We start from the raw sequence: 13,487 nt of genomic DNA on the forward strand, positions 1-13,487 counted from the left end.
GGTCACCGACAGCCCTGCAATATTTTGGGATCAATCCCCGGGCGGGGACCTTTCTCAATTCTTCGGCTGGCCGAAATCGAGCGGCGGCGGCAGCTCGACGTCGGGAATTTCGATCTTGATCTTGTCCAGATCCACCTTGATGGGAGCATCCAGCAGCCCGGTGACCGTGATCGGGAATGCGATGACGACCGCAACCATGATCGCCTGCAGGCCGATCCAAGGCATCGCGCCCCAATAGATGTCCGAGCTCTTGACCTCTTTCGGCGCCACGCCCCGCAGGTAGAACAAGGCAAAGCCGAACGGAGGATGCAGGAAGGAGGTCTGCATGTTGACGCAGAGCATGACACCGAACCAGATCAAGGCGGCATCCGCCCCCACCACGGGGGTGAGCAGCTTCTGCGCGATCGGCGCGATCATCGGGATGATGATGAAGGCGATCTCGAAGAAGTCGAGGAAGAAGGCGATGAAGAAGATGAACAGGTTCATGAAGATCAGGAAGCCCCAGACCCCGCCCGGCAGCGATGTCAGCATGTGCTCCAGCCAGACCCCACCGTTGCAACCGAGAAAGACGATTGAGAAGCAGGTCGATCCGATCAGGATGAACGTCACCATGCAGGTGATGCGCATCGTGGTCTCGTAGCCCTGCTTGACCAGCATGCGCAGGTCCGGAATCCTGATGGCCTCGATGCAAACCCAGGCGACGGCGAGATAGGCAATCGCGAACGCGATCTTGAACGGCAGATTCGGCGTGAGGTAGATGCCGATGATCGTGCCGACGCCCGCCGCCGCAACGCCGACCAGCAGCACCTTGTGACCAGCCGAGCTGAAATCCTTGTGATGGATGACTGCAAGGACGATCGCGCCGACGGCGCCCATCGCGCCCGCTTCGGTCGGGGTGGCAAGGCCAAGCATCATCGTGCCGAGCACCACGAAGATCAGAACGGCGGACGGGATGATGCCCAGAAGGCATTTGCGCCAGAGCGCCCAGCCCGTGAGCGTCCTTGCTTCCTTGGGCACCGCCGGGACGTGGCCCGGCTTGATCACGCTCAGCGCAAACGTGTAGCCGGCGAAGAGTGCGATCTGGAGGATCGATGGGCCCCAGGCGCCCAGATACATGTCGCCGACCGACTTCCCGAGCTGGTCCGCGAGCACGATCAGAACCAGCGAGGGAGGCACCAGCTGGGTAATGGTGCCGGAGGCTGCGAGCACGCCGGTGATGTAGCGCATGTTGTAGCCGTAGCGGATCATCACCGGCATCGAGATCAGCGCCATCGCAATGACCTGCGCCGCCACCGTCCCCGTGATCGCACCGAGGATGAAGCCGACGATAATCACGGAATAGCCAAGACCGCCGCGAACCGGGCCGAACAGCTGCCCCATTGAATCCAGCATATCCTCGGCGAGGCCGCATCGTTCGAGGATCGCGCCCATGAACGTGAAGAACGGAATTGCCAGCAGCAGCTCGTTGGCGAGAACGCTGCCGTAGATGCGCTCCGGAATGGCCTGGAGAAAGCTGAATCCGAAAAATCCCTCGTGGATCGCGAGGAATCCAAACGAAAGCCCGAGGGCAGCCAGCGTGAACGCGACCGGAAATCCGATCAGCATGGCCAGGACCAGCCCGCCGAACATCAGCGGCGGCATCATCTCAATCGTGATCATTGGGTCGGCCGCTCATATTTTGCGTCGATCGTGACTTCACCGCGCAAGGCGGCGGCGCGTTTGATGGCCTCCGAGACGCCCTGCAGAGCGACCATGAAGAACCCGGCCGGCAGCACGAACTTGATCGGCCACCGCAGGAGGCCGCCCGCGTTGTTGGACATCTCTCCGATGATGAACGAGTTGTAGAACATCGCCCATGAGAGGTAGCTGAGGAGCAGGCACGCCGGGACGAGGAAGACCAATGTCCCGATCAGGTCGAGCCACAGCTGGCCACGCTCGGACAGCATGAGGTAGAGGATTTCGACGCGCACATGCTCGTTGCGCTTGAAAGTATAGGACGAGCCGAACATCACGATGACGGCGAACATGTACCACTGCGTCTCGAGCCAGCTGTTGGAGCTGTAGCTGAAGGCATACCGGATCATCGCATTTGCGGCGCTGACCACGCAGGCCGCGAGCACCAGAATATTGCAGACGCTACCGACCTTTTCGTTCAGCCAGTCGATAGCCGTACTCACCGCCAACAATGGGCGCATCGATGCCTTGTCCCCCTTGCTGAGTGCTACCCCCGAACGCGCAGGACCATGGCGCTGTATCAGCGACCATCCAGGTCTGCGCGGGAGCTAGTTCACCCTCCTGATGCTTCCGCTCGTTCTTGTTGTCGGTTTTCGCCGAGATGTGTTCGGGTCTCGGCCGCGCGTGAAGCACGGCACCTTTACCGTCAGCAATTTCGTGGTCAACTGGAAAATGGACAGTTTGCCGCAGCGATCGCAAAAATGGGTCACTGTGCCTAATTTGGTCGATGCACGGGGCAGCCGGCAATCCGGCTCTCGGACCCGCCTAACCCTCGACGTCGTACTGCTTGCAGAGGTGATCGCCGATCTGGACAAGCATGGCGACGCATTCGGGGTAGCCGGGCCGATCCGAGGTGGCCCGATCTGCGCTGGCCCGAAACTCCCAGGAACGACCCTCGCGGAGGATCGAAATCGTCATTCCATCGGGACAGTCGGCATGAACCTTCAACTCGGCCTTGGCCATGGCGATCAGCTCGCTTTCGGTCTTCACAGGTCTGCTCATGAAAGTCATCCTCCGTCGCGGGACAGAACTTAAGGTGTATCTGCCGAACCCACCAAGCAAGTCTTTCCGATAAAGCGGCTCCCGGCATTGGGATAGCGCAATGCGTCCCTGCCATGGCCAATCCCGCGAAGCGTCGGGCAAAACACCCGGTCAAGCCCTCCGCGTAAAAATATTCCACTTTCCCGAATTTCGGATTTGTGGCATAAGCGCCTCATCCCGGCCTGCCAAAGGGGCGCTTCGCGATCGTCACGAGATGCGGGCCGGGTGGCGGTGGACGCGGTAGCGCCGGCGCGGCTCGGCATGATGACAGGGCGGGCAACCGTGAGTCCTCAGGCGACGCGATACGACCCGGCGCGGTCACAGCGGTTTCGTCGATGCCTGGGGGCGAGCACACGCAAGCTTCCGGATATTCCGGCGGGATCGTCCGCGGACGGAGAAGTCGTGTGGTCCTGACGCCCGGGGTCTGTGCGTCAAGGCTTGCGGTGATGCGGCGGCCCGACCGGGCACGCGCATCGATCATTCCCGCAAGGCGACGGGGGCAATAGTGCATCGCTCCCCGGGGAGAGCACGAAGGACACCGTTAAAAACCAGCCGCGCAGGGAAGGCCGGGCGACCGGCATCACCTGCGGTCCACCCCGTGTACATCTTCGTCGCGCACGGACTTGCGGGTGCCGCCGGCGCCCGGCCTTCCCTGCGCCCTTTGGCTTTCAAAGAGCGCGACGACAGCAAGCCTCGGGCGAAATGCGCCGCGAGACTGCGAAGGCGTGTCTGCACACTCACTCACCGTCATCGCCCGGCCAGTGCGCAATTGCGCACTAGGACCGCACGATCCAGTATTCCAGAGACCGTTGTGATAGAACCGATAAGCTGCGGCGTACCGGATTCCCCGCTCCAGTGCGCAATTGCGCACAAGGCGGGGAATGACAGCGTCCCTGGAGAAGCAAGCTGTCACCTCATACTCCGTCATTGCGAGGAGCTCTTGCGACGAAGCATTCCAGAATCCCACCGCGGAAAGACTCTGGATTGCTTCCGCCTTCGCCAAGGCTTCGGCGAACAAGTCGCTGCGCTCGCAATGATGAGCTTGACGCAGCTGTGCGCCAGATTTCGCTCTCGTGCCCTACGCCGCCGCGCGCTGCCGCGCGACCAGCGCTTCGCCGAAGGCTTCGAACAGCTTGCGGTTGACCGGATTGCGCTGGGGATCGTATTCGGCGTGCCATTGCACGCCGAGCGCGAAGGTCGGGGCTTCCGCGATCCGGATCGCCTCGATGGTGCCGTCCTCGGCAACACCCTCGATCAGCACGCGCTTGCCGGGCTCGAGGATGCCCTGGCCATGCAGCGAATTGACCCTGATCTTCTCGCAGCCGAGCAGTTTTGCGAACGCCCCGCCCGGCGTCAGCTCGACGTCGTGACGGTCGGCGAACACCACGGTCGGATCGGGGTGGATCTCGCCGTTCTCGAGCCGGGGCATGCGATGGTTCATGCGGCCGGGAATTTCGCGGATCTCGGGATGCAGCGAGCCGCCGAAGGCGACGTTCATCTCCTGCAGGCCGCGGCAGATGCCGAACAGCGGCACACCGCGGGCGACGCAGGCGACCGAAAGCGCCAGCGCCACCTCGTCACGATGGATATCGTACGGCTCGTGGCGCTCACACGGGTCGACATTGAAGCGGGTCGGATGGACATTGGCGCGCGCGCCGGTGAGCACGATCCCGTCGACCACGTCGAGCAGCGCGCCGATATCGGTGATATCGGGCGCACCTGCGAACATCATCGGCAGGCCACCGGAAACCTCGGCCACGGCGCGCAAATTGCGCTCGCCGACCATCTGGACCTGAAATCGATTTTCGACGCGATGGGCATTCCCGATCACGCCGACGACCGGCTTTCTCATCTGTCGTTCCGCGCCTCTCCGATAAGAAGATTCTCCAAACATGCCCTTGGGCTGGAACAAATTCAACAGAAGGGATCGCGGGACGGCAATGCTATTTTCGCGCAAATGCCTCCCGGGCCTCGCCCCCGGCGGGCAGCCCGGCGGCCTGCAGTGCGGTTGCCGCCGGATCGCCCGGCGCGGCCAGCCATGGCAGTTTCGCGTCGATGCCGCGCGTCACGGGCTCTCCGAGCGCCCCACCGAAATCAACCGGCCAGAACCCGTTGGGCACGACTTCGACCGTGAGGCCACGGATCGCATAACCCTCGCCCAGAACCGCCTCCGCGTGGTCGGCGGCGACAACGCGCGCCGTCTTGGGATCCTTGGGATCGCCAAAGCTGACGAGCACCGGCACGAGGTCTCCCTGCACCGGGACAACGCCGGTCTGCCGGTGGATATCGTTGAACGAGACGCGGTTGCCGCGCGCGGCGCCATAGGCACGGAGCGCGACATAATTGATGTCGTCGAAGTCCAGCTTCGCGTCCTGCCGGTGCGCCAACAATGCCACCAGATTCTTGCCTTTGGCGCCGGCTTGGCCGAGGTCGACGAACACGGCCTCCCCGCGCGTGGTGGTGCGGCCGCCGCGGTTATAGTTGCGGTCGGGCACGACGGCCAGAACGCCGGATCCGGTCTTGATGCCGTCAGGTGTCGTGACCTCGACCGTGAGACGAAATTTGTGGCCGGGCCGGTTGATCCGGATCTGGTCGCCGACCACGATCACGGCCAGAAGCCCGAGCAGACCGGCCCATTTGCTGATGAAGCTCAAACCGCCCCCATTGTTCTTTCCTCATCGCTCTGCACCGTCGGCGCGCCGACGTCAAACCAGCGCGTTGACGCGGTCTTGATCCGAAGCGCGTTTGTCGAGAGAGTGCGGCGCGCATTGCGCTGAAAAGGACCCGATGTGACCATGTCCAAAGATGAACGCTCCCGGACCCGCGGCGACCTCGCTTGGGCGATCTCGGTCGGGGGCATCGGCGTCGTGCTGTTCACCGCGCTGCTCGCCTTCACCTGGTATTTCGCCGCCACCCTGCTGCTGATCTTCACCGGCATGCTGCTTGGCCTCGGCCTCAACGCGCTGACGGGCGCGCTCGGCCGCCGCGTGCCCCTGCCGCATCCGGTGCGGCTCGCGATCGTCTGCACCGCGCTCGCTTTGATGCTCGCCGGCATCGCCTATCTCGGCGGCGCCACCATCGCCGAACAGGCTTCGCTGCTGAGCAAGACCATCAAGTCGCAGATCGGGAACGTGAAGTCGTTCCTGGACAACCACGGCATCGACACCAGCTTCTTCGATTTCGGCAACGGCGCGACCGACGCCTCGGCCACTGCGCCCTCGGAGACGGCGCCCGCACCAGCAGCGCCCTCGCGCGGTCCCCTGCCCGGCGCCGGCGCGCTGGCCTCCAGCGGCGGCGCGATCGTGAGCCAGACCTTCAAGCTGCTGCTCGGCACCATCCACGGTGTCGGCAACATCTTTATCGTGCTGTTCCTGGGCTTCGCCTTCGCCGCCCAGCCGGCCGTCTATCACGACGGCCTGCTGTTCCTGGCGCCGGCGAGGCACCGCACCCGCGTCGCCCTGATCATCGACCGCACAGCCGAGACGCTGGAGCGCTGGCTGATCGCGCAGATCATCGTCATGCTCGCGGTCGGCGTGGTGACCTGGATCGGGCTTGCCGTCATCGGCATCCCCAGCTCGTTCATCCTGGGAATTCAGGCCGGCCTGCTCGCCTTCATCCCGACCATCGGGGCCATCATCGCCGGCGTCGTCGTGGTGCTGGCGAGCCTCGCCTCGGGCTGGATCCCGGCGCTATCGGCCTTTCTGCTCTTCATGGGCGTGCACGCCATGGAGAGCTACGTGCTGACGCCGATCTTGCAGCGGCAGGCGCTGGACATCCCGCCGGCCACGCTGTTCGCCTTCCAGATCTTGCTCGGCGTCGTGTTCGGCATCTGGGGCCTGGCGCTGGCACTGCCGCTAGTGGCCATCGCCAAGGTCATGATCGACCATTTCAAGACCTATGAGGCGGCGCCTCTGGCAGAAGCGGCGTAGAGCATGATCCGGAAAAGTGTGCAGCGGTTTTCCGATTAGATCATGCTCCAGAAATAAGCCCTCAGGTCGTGAGCACAGTCTCGGTGTGCTCGACCTCGGGCGGCGAGGCAAAGTACTGGCCAACGAGGCCGCGCCATTCGGTGAAATTCTCCGAGCCGCGGAAATCGACGGTGTGGTTTTCCAGCGTCGCCCATTTCACCATCAGCCGGTAGCGCTGCGGCTTTTCGATCGATTTGTGCAGCTCAAAACCGTGAAAGCCCTTGGAGCGGCCGAAGGCGGCCTTGGCCTTGGCGACGGCGGCCTCAAAATCCTTCTCGCTGCCCGGCTTGACGTCGATTTGCGCGATCTCGGTGATCATCGGTTTCCACCCGTTTTTTGTTCGATAGGCGTGTCTAGCGCAGCCGGCGAAAAAGAAAAAGGCGCCGAAACGGCGCCCTGGTCGGTCCAAAAATGCAGGTCTCTCAGATGAGCAGCAGAACGCTGCCCGCCACGATCAGGACGCAGCCGATGAACAGCGCGAGCGGCCAGTAGCTGCGGCGGCCTTGCGTGTAACGCCCCTGCGCGCGGCGCTCGGTGATCAGCGCGCTCTCGTATTCATCCGCAGTGGAGAACAGACAGGCGAAACCGCTGCGTGCCGAGGCTGCAGCGGCTTCGAGCGACATCAGGGCAGCTTGCGGATTCTGTCGACGGATCGATTCCATGACCGCAATGGTAGGGATCGAATGGTAAACAGAGGATTACCGCGATGCTGCCTTGCGTCTCAGGCGGTGGCCGGCCGCGGCTGCGGCGCACTGATCCGCGCGGCGCTCTGGCGGCGCCAGTTCTCCAGCGACAGCGGCAGCTCCTCCGCCGCCTCGACGCGGTTACGGCCGCCGCGCTTGGCCTGGTAGAGCGCGGTGTCGGCGGATGCCAGCAGCACCTCGAGCTCGGTGCCGGCGGGCCCGCCGGCGACGCCGATGCTGACGGTGGTGTCGACCGGGCCTTCGTCGACCACGACGCCAGAGGTCTCGAACGCCTCGCGCACGCGCTCGGCGACCAGCACGCCCTCCTCCAGCGAACACGGCAGCAGCGCGGCGAACTCCTCGCCGCCGATGCGGCCCGACATGTCGGTGATGCGTAAGTTGCTGACGACGACGGTCGAGAACAGTTTCAGCATCTCGTCGCCGGCGGGGTGGCCGAAGCGGTCGTTGATCGACTTGAAGTGATCGATGTCGAAGATCATCACGGTCACGGGACGTCCGGCCTTGGCCTCGCGCTCGATCACGCGGCCGCAGGCTTCCGAGAAGCCGCGGCGGTTGAGCATGCCGGTCAGGGGATCGGTCGACGCGGCGGTGCGGTGCGCGGTCACGGTGCGCTCGGACACCAGCATGAAGATCACGAACACGGTGCCGACGGCATAGAGGATCAGTTCGACCGCGAACACCTTGACCCAGATGCTCTGGGAGAAGCCGGCATCGTGCGGACGCAGGAAACTGCCGATCAGGACCGGCAGCATCAACACGCAGCCATGCATCACCGGCATCACGAAGGCGGGCCAGCGCCGCTGCAGGCTCTTGCGCCGTTCGGTCCAGAGCTCGCTGGCGGTCAGTGCCGCATAAACCGAGACGATGCCGGCGCCGACGATCATCCGCAACATGGATGCCTCGGGGGCGAGCAGCGTGACGGCGGCGACCCAGGCGAGCGCACCGAGCACGAGACCCGGCCAGTTCGGCTTGCGGCCGTGGAAGACGCGCGCCGCATTCCACACCATGCCGCAGGCGACGAAGCCGACCGCGTTCAGCGCAAGGTAAAGATGCGGGCCCAGCCTGTCGCCGGCTGCGGTCCACAGCGCGACGGAGGCGGCACCGAGCAGATACGCGGTGCCCCACCATTTCAGTGCAGGGCTGTTCTCCTGCCTGCCGAAAAACACCATCATGGCGCCGAGCAGTGCGGCAACCATGGTGGCGACCAAATAGAGCGTGATGCTATCGAGCGACATCATGTCGGCCCCCTTTAAGACATAGCAGTTACGCGACCGGCCCCAGCCGTTTGCGCGCCCTTCCGAATGCGACGCTAGGTCGCGCGAGTTCCATTCAGGTTTTCGCGGGAGGCCAAGTTTTCGGGAAACACGCCATCAATTTGCATACAAACGAACAACAAAAAGGGCGCTGAAATCAGCGCCCTTTTGCATCTCATTGAAGCCGCTTTCGCGGCGAATGTGACCGAAGCGATTAACGCTTCGAGAACTGGAAGGACCGGCGGGCCTTGGCCTTGCCGTACTTCTTGCGCTCGACCACGCGGGAGTCGCGGGTCAGGAAGCCGCCCTTCTTGAGCACGGAGCGCAGCTCCGGCTCGAAATAGGTCAGCGCCTTGGAGATGCCGTGACGGACCGCGCCGGCCTGGCCGGACAGGCCGCCGCCGGCAACCGTGCAGATCACGTCGTACTGGCCCGAACGCTGGGCCACGGAGAACGGCTGCTCGATCATCATGCGCAGCACGGGACGGGCGAAATAGACCTCGACCTCGCGCGAGTTGACGGTGACCTTGCCGGCGCCCGGCTTGATCCAGACGCGGGCGACCGCGTCCTTGCGCTTGCCGGTGGCATAGGCGCGGTTGAACTTGTCGACCTTCTTCTCGTGCTTGGGCGCATCGGGCGCCGCCGCCGTCTTGAGCTGCGAGAGCTGGTCGAGCGACTGGATGGATTCGGCCATATTATGCGGCCCTCGTGTTCTTGCGGTTCAACTTGGCGATGTCGATCTTCTCGGGCTGCTGCGCCTCGTGCGGATGATCGGCGCCGCCGTAGACACGGAGGTTGCCCATCTGCACGCGACCGAGCGGGCCACGCGGGATCATGCGCTCGACGGCCTTCTCGAGCACGCGCTCGGGATGCTTGCCCTCGAGGATCTGGCGCGCGGTGCGCTCCTTGACGTGGCCGACATAGCCGGTGTGCTTGTAATAGGTCTTCTGCTCGCGCTTGCGCCCCGTGAGGACCGCATGCTGCGCATTGATGATGATGACGTTGTCGCCGCAATCAACGTGCGGGGTGTAGGTCGGGAGGTGCTTGCCGCGCAGGCGCATGGCGACGATGGTGGCGAGGCGGCCGACGACCAGACCCTTGGCGTCGATCAGCACCCACTTCTTCGTCACCTCAGCCGGCTTTGCCGAAAAGGTTTTCATGTCAGAGTTTCCGTGGACGGGGAGCATCGGCGCGAACACCGCGCCGGACTGCGCGGTTTTCTAGAGAAGAGACGCACAACGGTCAATGCCCATGGACCGAAATTAGCATCGCAATATCAACGACTTAAAAATATGGTGCTATATTACCTGCAAAAAGCTCAAACATTTGGAATGGAATAGGTCGAGGTGACATGGGCGATCGGATCGGGCGAGCTGCCGGACAGCAGTTTCACCTCCCCGACCGCCAGCCGCTTGCCGAGCTTGAGCAGCCGCGCCTCCGCCAGCACGTCCTGACCGGGCTGCCCCTTGCGCAGGAAGTTGATGTTGAGATTGGTGGTGACAGCGAGCCCGACCGGCCCGATCGCGGACAGCAGCACCACGTACATCGCGAAATCGGCCAGCGCCATTAGCGTCGGGCCGGACACGGTTCCGCCCGGCCGCAGCATCCTTTCACTGTAGCGCTGGCGCAAAAGGCAGGTCTGGCCGTCCGCGCTTTCTATCGTGATGTCGTCGCCGCTGAAGGCCTGGGGAAACTCGTGACGGAGGAACTGCTCGACCTCTGCCACGCTCATTTTCGCTGACGCCATGCTGTTCCCCACCCTCGCTTCGCTTGCCCTGTTACATTAAGTTATCTGCGTCATTCAAATGCAATAATCCAACGGAAACGCTTCGATGTCCGCCCAGGCTGCCCGCGCCCCCTCCCCGCAACCGCCGATCCTGCTGCGCGAGACCGTAGGCCCGATCGCCGTGCTGACGCTGAACCGCCCCGCCGCGCGCAACAGCCTGTCGGCGGCGATGATCGCCAGCCTGCATGCGGAGCTCAACGAGATCCGCGATGACAAGGTCGTCCGCGGCGTCGTGATCGCTGCCAACGGTCCTGCCTTCTCCGCCGGCCACGACATGAAGGAGCTGACCGCGCGCCGCACTGACCCCGATCGCGGCCGCGCCTTCTTTGCCGAGATGATGACCGCCTGCAGCGCGATGATGCAGGCGATCGTGCACCTGCCAAAGCCTGTGGTCGCTGCCGTCCAGGGCATCGCGACCGCGGCCGGCTGCCAGCTCGTGGCAAGCTGCGATCTCGCCATCGCCTCGGAGGCAGCACACTTCGCCACGCCCGGCGTCGACATCGGCCTGTTCTGCTCAACACCAATGGTGGCATTGTCGCGCAACGTGCCGCGCAAGCAGGCGATGGAGATGTTGCTGACGGGCGAGCCCATCCCGGCGACCCGCGCCCGCGAGATCGGCCTCATCAACCGCGTGGTGCCCGCCGGCACTGAACGCGACGCCGCGATCGAGCTCGCGCAACAGGTCGCGCTGAAATCCGCCTACACCGTCAAGCTCGGCAAGGAAGCATTCTACCGCCAGGCCGAGATGAGCCTTGCGGATGCCTATCGCTATGCCGCAGAGGTGATGACCGAGAACATGATGGCGCGCGACGCCGAGGAAGGCATCGGCGCCTTCATCGAGAAGCGCACGCCGACATGGCGGGATGAGTAGCTATATTTCTTACACCGTCATTCCGGGGCGATGCGAAGCATCGAACCCGGAATCTCGAGATTCCGGGTCGGCTCTTCGAGCCGCCCGGAATGACGAATGAAGGATCACATGAACCACGACGCCTATTCCGACAATTACATCCGCGCCATCCTCAACACCGTGAAGTCGATCGCGATGGTCGGCGCCTCGCCGGTCAACGTGCGACCGAGCTATTTCGCGTTCAAATATCTGGCGCAGCGCGGCTACGACATGATCCCGGTCAATCCCGGCCATGTCGGCAAGGAGCTGCTCGCCAAACCCTTTATCGCCTCGCTCTCCGACATCGGCCGTCCCATCGACATGATCGACATCTTCCGCAATTCCAGCCACATCATGCCTGTCGTCGAAGAGGCGCTCACGCTCGACCCGCTGCCGAAGGTGATCTGGATGCAGCTCGGCGCGCGCGATGACGTAGCGGCGGCGAAGGCGGAATCGGTCGGTATCAAGGTGGTGATGAATCGCTGCCCCAAGATCGAATATGGCCGCCTGTCATCCGAGATCTCCTGGATGGGCGTGAATTCGCGCACGCTCAGCTCCAAGCGCGCGCCGGCACCGACGCAAGGCATGCGGCTATCCCTCAATCGGATGAGTGTCGGCGGCGGCGACACTGCGGCCTCCGATCGCGCGGCCAAAAACAAGACCGAGCAAAGCTGACGCAATTGCGAGGGATTCATTTTGCCAACGCGACAATGCGTAGCAAGATCATTCCCAAATGGTCTTGACGTGAAGCGGCGCCTTGACGGCGAGCGCGGCGCCCATCAGCATGCCGCGCGATTTCAGACCAAGAGAACAGGACGCCCTCAATGAGCGATCGCCTTCCGGGATTTTCAACCCTCGCCGTGCATGCCGGTGCACAGCCCGACCCCACCACCGGTGCGCGCGCGACGCCGATTTATCAAACGACCTCGTTCGTGTTCAACGATGCCGACCACGCCGCCTCGCTGTTCGGTCTGCAGGCGTTCGGCAACATTTATACCCGTATCGGCAATCCCACCAACGCCGTGCTGGAAGAGCGCGTCGCCGCGCTCGAAGGCGGCACGGCCGCACTTGCGGTGGCCTCGGGCCATGCCGCGCAGGTCGTGGTGTTGCAGCAATTGATGCAGCCCGGCGACGAGTTCATCGCTGCGCGAAAACTCTATGGCGGCTCGATCAACCAGTTCACGCACGCCTTCAAGAGCTTCGGCTGGAACGTGGTGTGGGCCGATCCCGACGACGTCGCGAGCTTCGAGCGCGCGGTGACGCCGCGCACCAAAGCGATCTTCATCGAGTCCATTGCCAATCCCGCCGGCAGCATCACCGACATCGAGGCAATCTCGACGGTGGCCCGGAAGGCGGGCGTGCCGCTGATCGTCGACAACACGCTGGCCTCGCCCTACCTGATCCGTCCGATCGACCACGGCGCCGACATCGTCGTGCACTCGCTGACGAAGTTTCTGGGCGGTCACGGCAATTCGCTCGGCGGCATCATCGTCGATGCCGGCACCTTCGACTGGTCGACCGGCGGCAAATATCCGATGCTGTCGGAGCCGCGACCGGAATATCACGGCATCCGGCTGCAGGAGACCTTTGGCAATTTCGCCTTCGCGATCGCCTGCCGCGTGCTGGGCTTGCGCGACCTCGGCCCCGCGCTGTCGCCGTTCAACGCCTTCATGATCCTGACCGGCATCGAGACGCTGCCGCTGCGCATGCAGAAGCAATGCGACAATGCCAAGGCGATCGCCGAATTCCTCGCCGGCCATCCGGCGGTGGCGTCGGTCAGCTATGCCGGCCTTGCGAGCGACAAGTACAACCAGCTCGCGCGCAAATACGCGCCGCGGGGCGCAGGCGCCGTGTTCACCTTCAGCCTGAAGGGCGGCTATGACGCCGGCGTCAGCCTGGTGTCGAAACTGCAGCTGTTCTCGCACTTGGCCAATGTCGGCGACACCCGCTCACTGGTGATCCACCCGGCCTCGACCACGCACAGCCAGCTCGACGACGCCGCCAAGGTGAAGTCCGGCGCCGGCCCCGACGTGGTGCGGCTCTCGATCGGCATCGAGGACAAGGAAGACCTGATCGCCGATCTGGAACAGGCGCTGGGGGCGTAGTCACCGC

15 protein-coding genes are annotated in these 13,487 nt (G+C 63.8%); 4 read left to right on the top strand and 11 right to left on the bottom strand.

Annotated features, from left to right (window positions below; translation table 11 throughout):
- Window positions 1-54: 54 nt before the first annotated feature.
- From GGD61_RS29805 to GGD61_RS29825, 5 genes are all read right to left on the bottom strand, one after another.
- Window positions 55-1,659, bottom strand: coding sequence for a TRAP transporter large permease subunit (locus GGD61_RS29805; RefSeq protein WP_092257385.1), 1,605 nt, complete (start codon window positions 1,657-1,659; stop codon window positions 55-57).
- A complete protein-coding gene (locus GGD61_RS29810) occupies window positions 1,656-2,195 on the bottom strand; it encodes a TRAP transporter small permease subunit (protein ID WP_092257388.1) in 540 nt (179 codons plus the stop codon). The genes GGD61_RS29805 and GGD61_RS29810 overlap by 4 nt, the downstream gene beginning before the upstream one ends.
- Before the next feature lie 304 nt (window positions 2,196-2,499).
- Entirely contained in the window at window positions 2,500-2,736 is a 237-nt protein-coding gene (locus GGD61_RS29815) for a hypothetical protein (protein WP_183231726.1), read from the bottom strand.
- Between the two features lie 1,117 nt (window positions 2,737-3,853).
- Window positions 3,854-4,627, bottom strand: coding sequence for a gamma-glutamyl-gamma-aminobutyrate hydrolase family protein (locus GGD61_RS29820; protein WP_177237146.1), 774 nt, complete (start codon window positions 4,625-4,627; stop codon window positions 3,854-3,856).
- Between the two features lie 91 nt (window positions 4,628-4,718).
- Window positions 4,719-5,429, bottom strand: coding sequence for a hypothetical protein (locus GGD61_RS29825; protein WP_092257390.1), 711 nt, complete (start codon window positions 5,427-5,429; stop codon window positions 4,719-4,721).
- Window positions 5,430-5,564: 135 nt separating this feature from the next.
- On the opposite strand from GGD61_RS29825, the gene GGD61_RS29830 reads away from it, so the two are divergent.
- A complete protein-coding gene (locus GGD61_RS29830) occupies window positions 5,565-6,704 on the top strand; it encodes an AI-2E family transporter (protein ID WP_177237147.1) in 1,140 nt (379 codons plus the stop codon).
- Between the two features lie 61 nt (window positions 6,705-6,765).
- On the opposite strand, the gene GGD61_RS29835 is transcribed toward GGD61_RS29830, so the two are convergent.
- The 6 genes from GGD61_RS29835 to GGD61_RS29860 form a co-directional block, all read right to left on the bottom strand.
- Complete coding sequence (locus GGD61_RS29835; protein WP_035673823.1) at window positions 6,766-7,062, bottom strand: antibiotic biosynthesis monooxygenase; 297 nt, start codon at window positions 7,060-7,062, stop codon at window positions 6,766-6,768.
- 103 nt (window positions 7,063-7,165) lie between these two features.
- On the bottom strand, window positions 7,166-7,405 hold the full coding sequence (locus GGD61_RS29840) for a hypothetical protein (protein WP_092257398.1): 240 nt from the start codon (window positions 7,403-7,405) through the stop codon (window positions 7,166-7,168).
- Between the two features lie 59 nt (window positions 7,406-7,464).
- The gene (locus GGD61_RS29845; RefSeq protein WP_018320096.1) at window positions 7,465-8,685 is read right to left on the bottom strand and encodes a diguanylate cyclase; all 1,221 of its coding nucleotides are present in this window, start codon (window positions 8,683-8,685) and stop codon (window positions 7,465-7,467) included.
- Window positions 8,686-8,914: 229 nt separating this feature from the next.
- Complete coding sequence (gene rpsI / locus GGD61_RS29850; RefSeq protein WP_018320095.1) at window positions 8,915-9,394, bottom strand: 30S ribosomal protein S9; 480 nt, start codon at window positions 9,392-9,394, stop codon at window positions 8,915-8,917.
- Window position 9,395: 1 nt separating this feature from the next.
- Complete coding sequence (rplM, locus tag GGD61_RS29855) at window positions 9,396-9,860, bottom strand: 50S ribosomal protein L13 (protein WP_011087726.1); 465 nt, start codon at window positions 9,858-9,860, stop codon at window positions 9,396-9,398.
- 158 nt (window positions 9,861-10,018) lie between these two features.
- On the bottom strand, window positions 10,019-10,447 hold the full coding sequence (locus GGD61_RS29860; RefSeq protein WP_018320094.1) for a PaaI family thioesterase: 429 nt from the start codon (window positions 10,445-10,447) through the stop codon (window positions 10,019-10,021).
- A gap of 85 nt (window positions 10,448-10,532) precedes the next feature.
- Between GGD61_RS29860 and GGD61_RS29865 the strand changes: the two genes are divergently transcribed.
- From GGD61_RS29865 to GGD61_RS29875, 3 genes are all read left to right on the top strand, one after another.
- On the top strand, window positions 10,533-11,357 hold the full coding sequence (locus GGD61_RS29865) for an enoyl-CoA hydratase (protein ID WP_183231727.1): 825 nt from the start codon (window positions 10,533-10,535) through the stop codon (window positions 11,355-11,357).
- A gap of 108 nt (window positions 11,358-11,465) precedes the next feature.
- Window positions 11,466-12,050: a CoA-binding protein gene (locus GGD61_RS29870; RefSeq protein WP_092257779.1), complete on the top strand. Its 585-nt coding sequence runs from the start codon at window positions 11,466-11,468 to the stop codon at window positions 12,048-12,050.
- Between the two features lie 149 nt (window positions 12,051-12,199).
- A complete protein-coding gene (locus GGD61_RS29875; protein WP_092257404.1) occupies window positions 12,200-13,480 on the top strand; it encodes an O-acetylhomoserine aminocarboxypropyltransferase in 1,281 nt (426 codons plus the stop codon).
- Window positions 13,481-13,487 lie beyond the last annotated feature (7 nt).

It is taken from the genome of Bradyrhizobium sp. SBR1B, assembly GCF_014198205.1.
GTDB lineage: Bacteria > Pseudomonadota > Alphaproteobacteria > Rhizobiales > Xanthobacteraceae > Bradyrhizobium.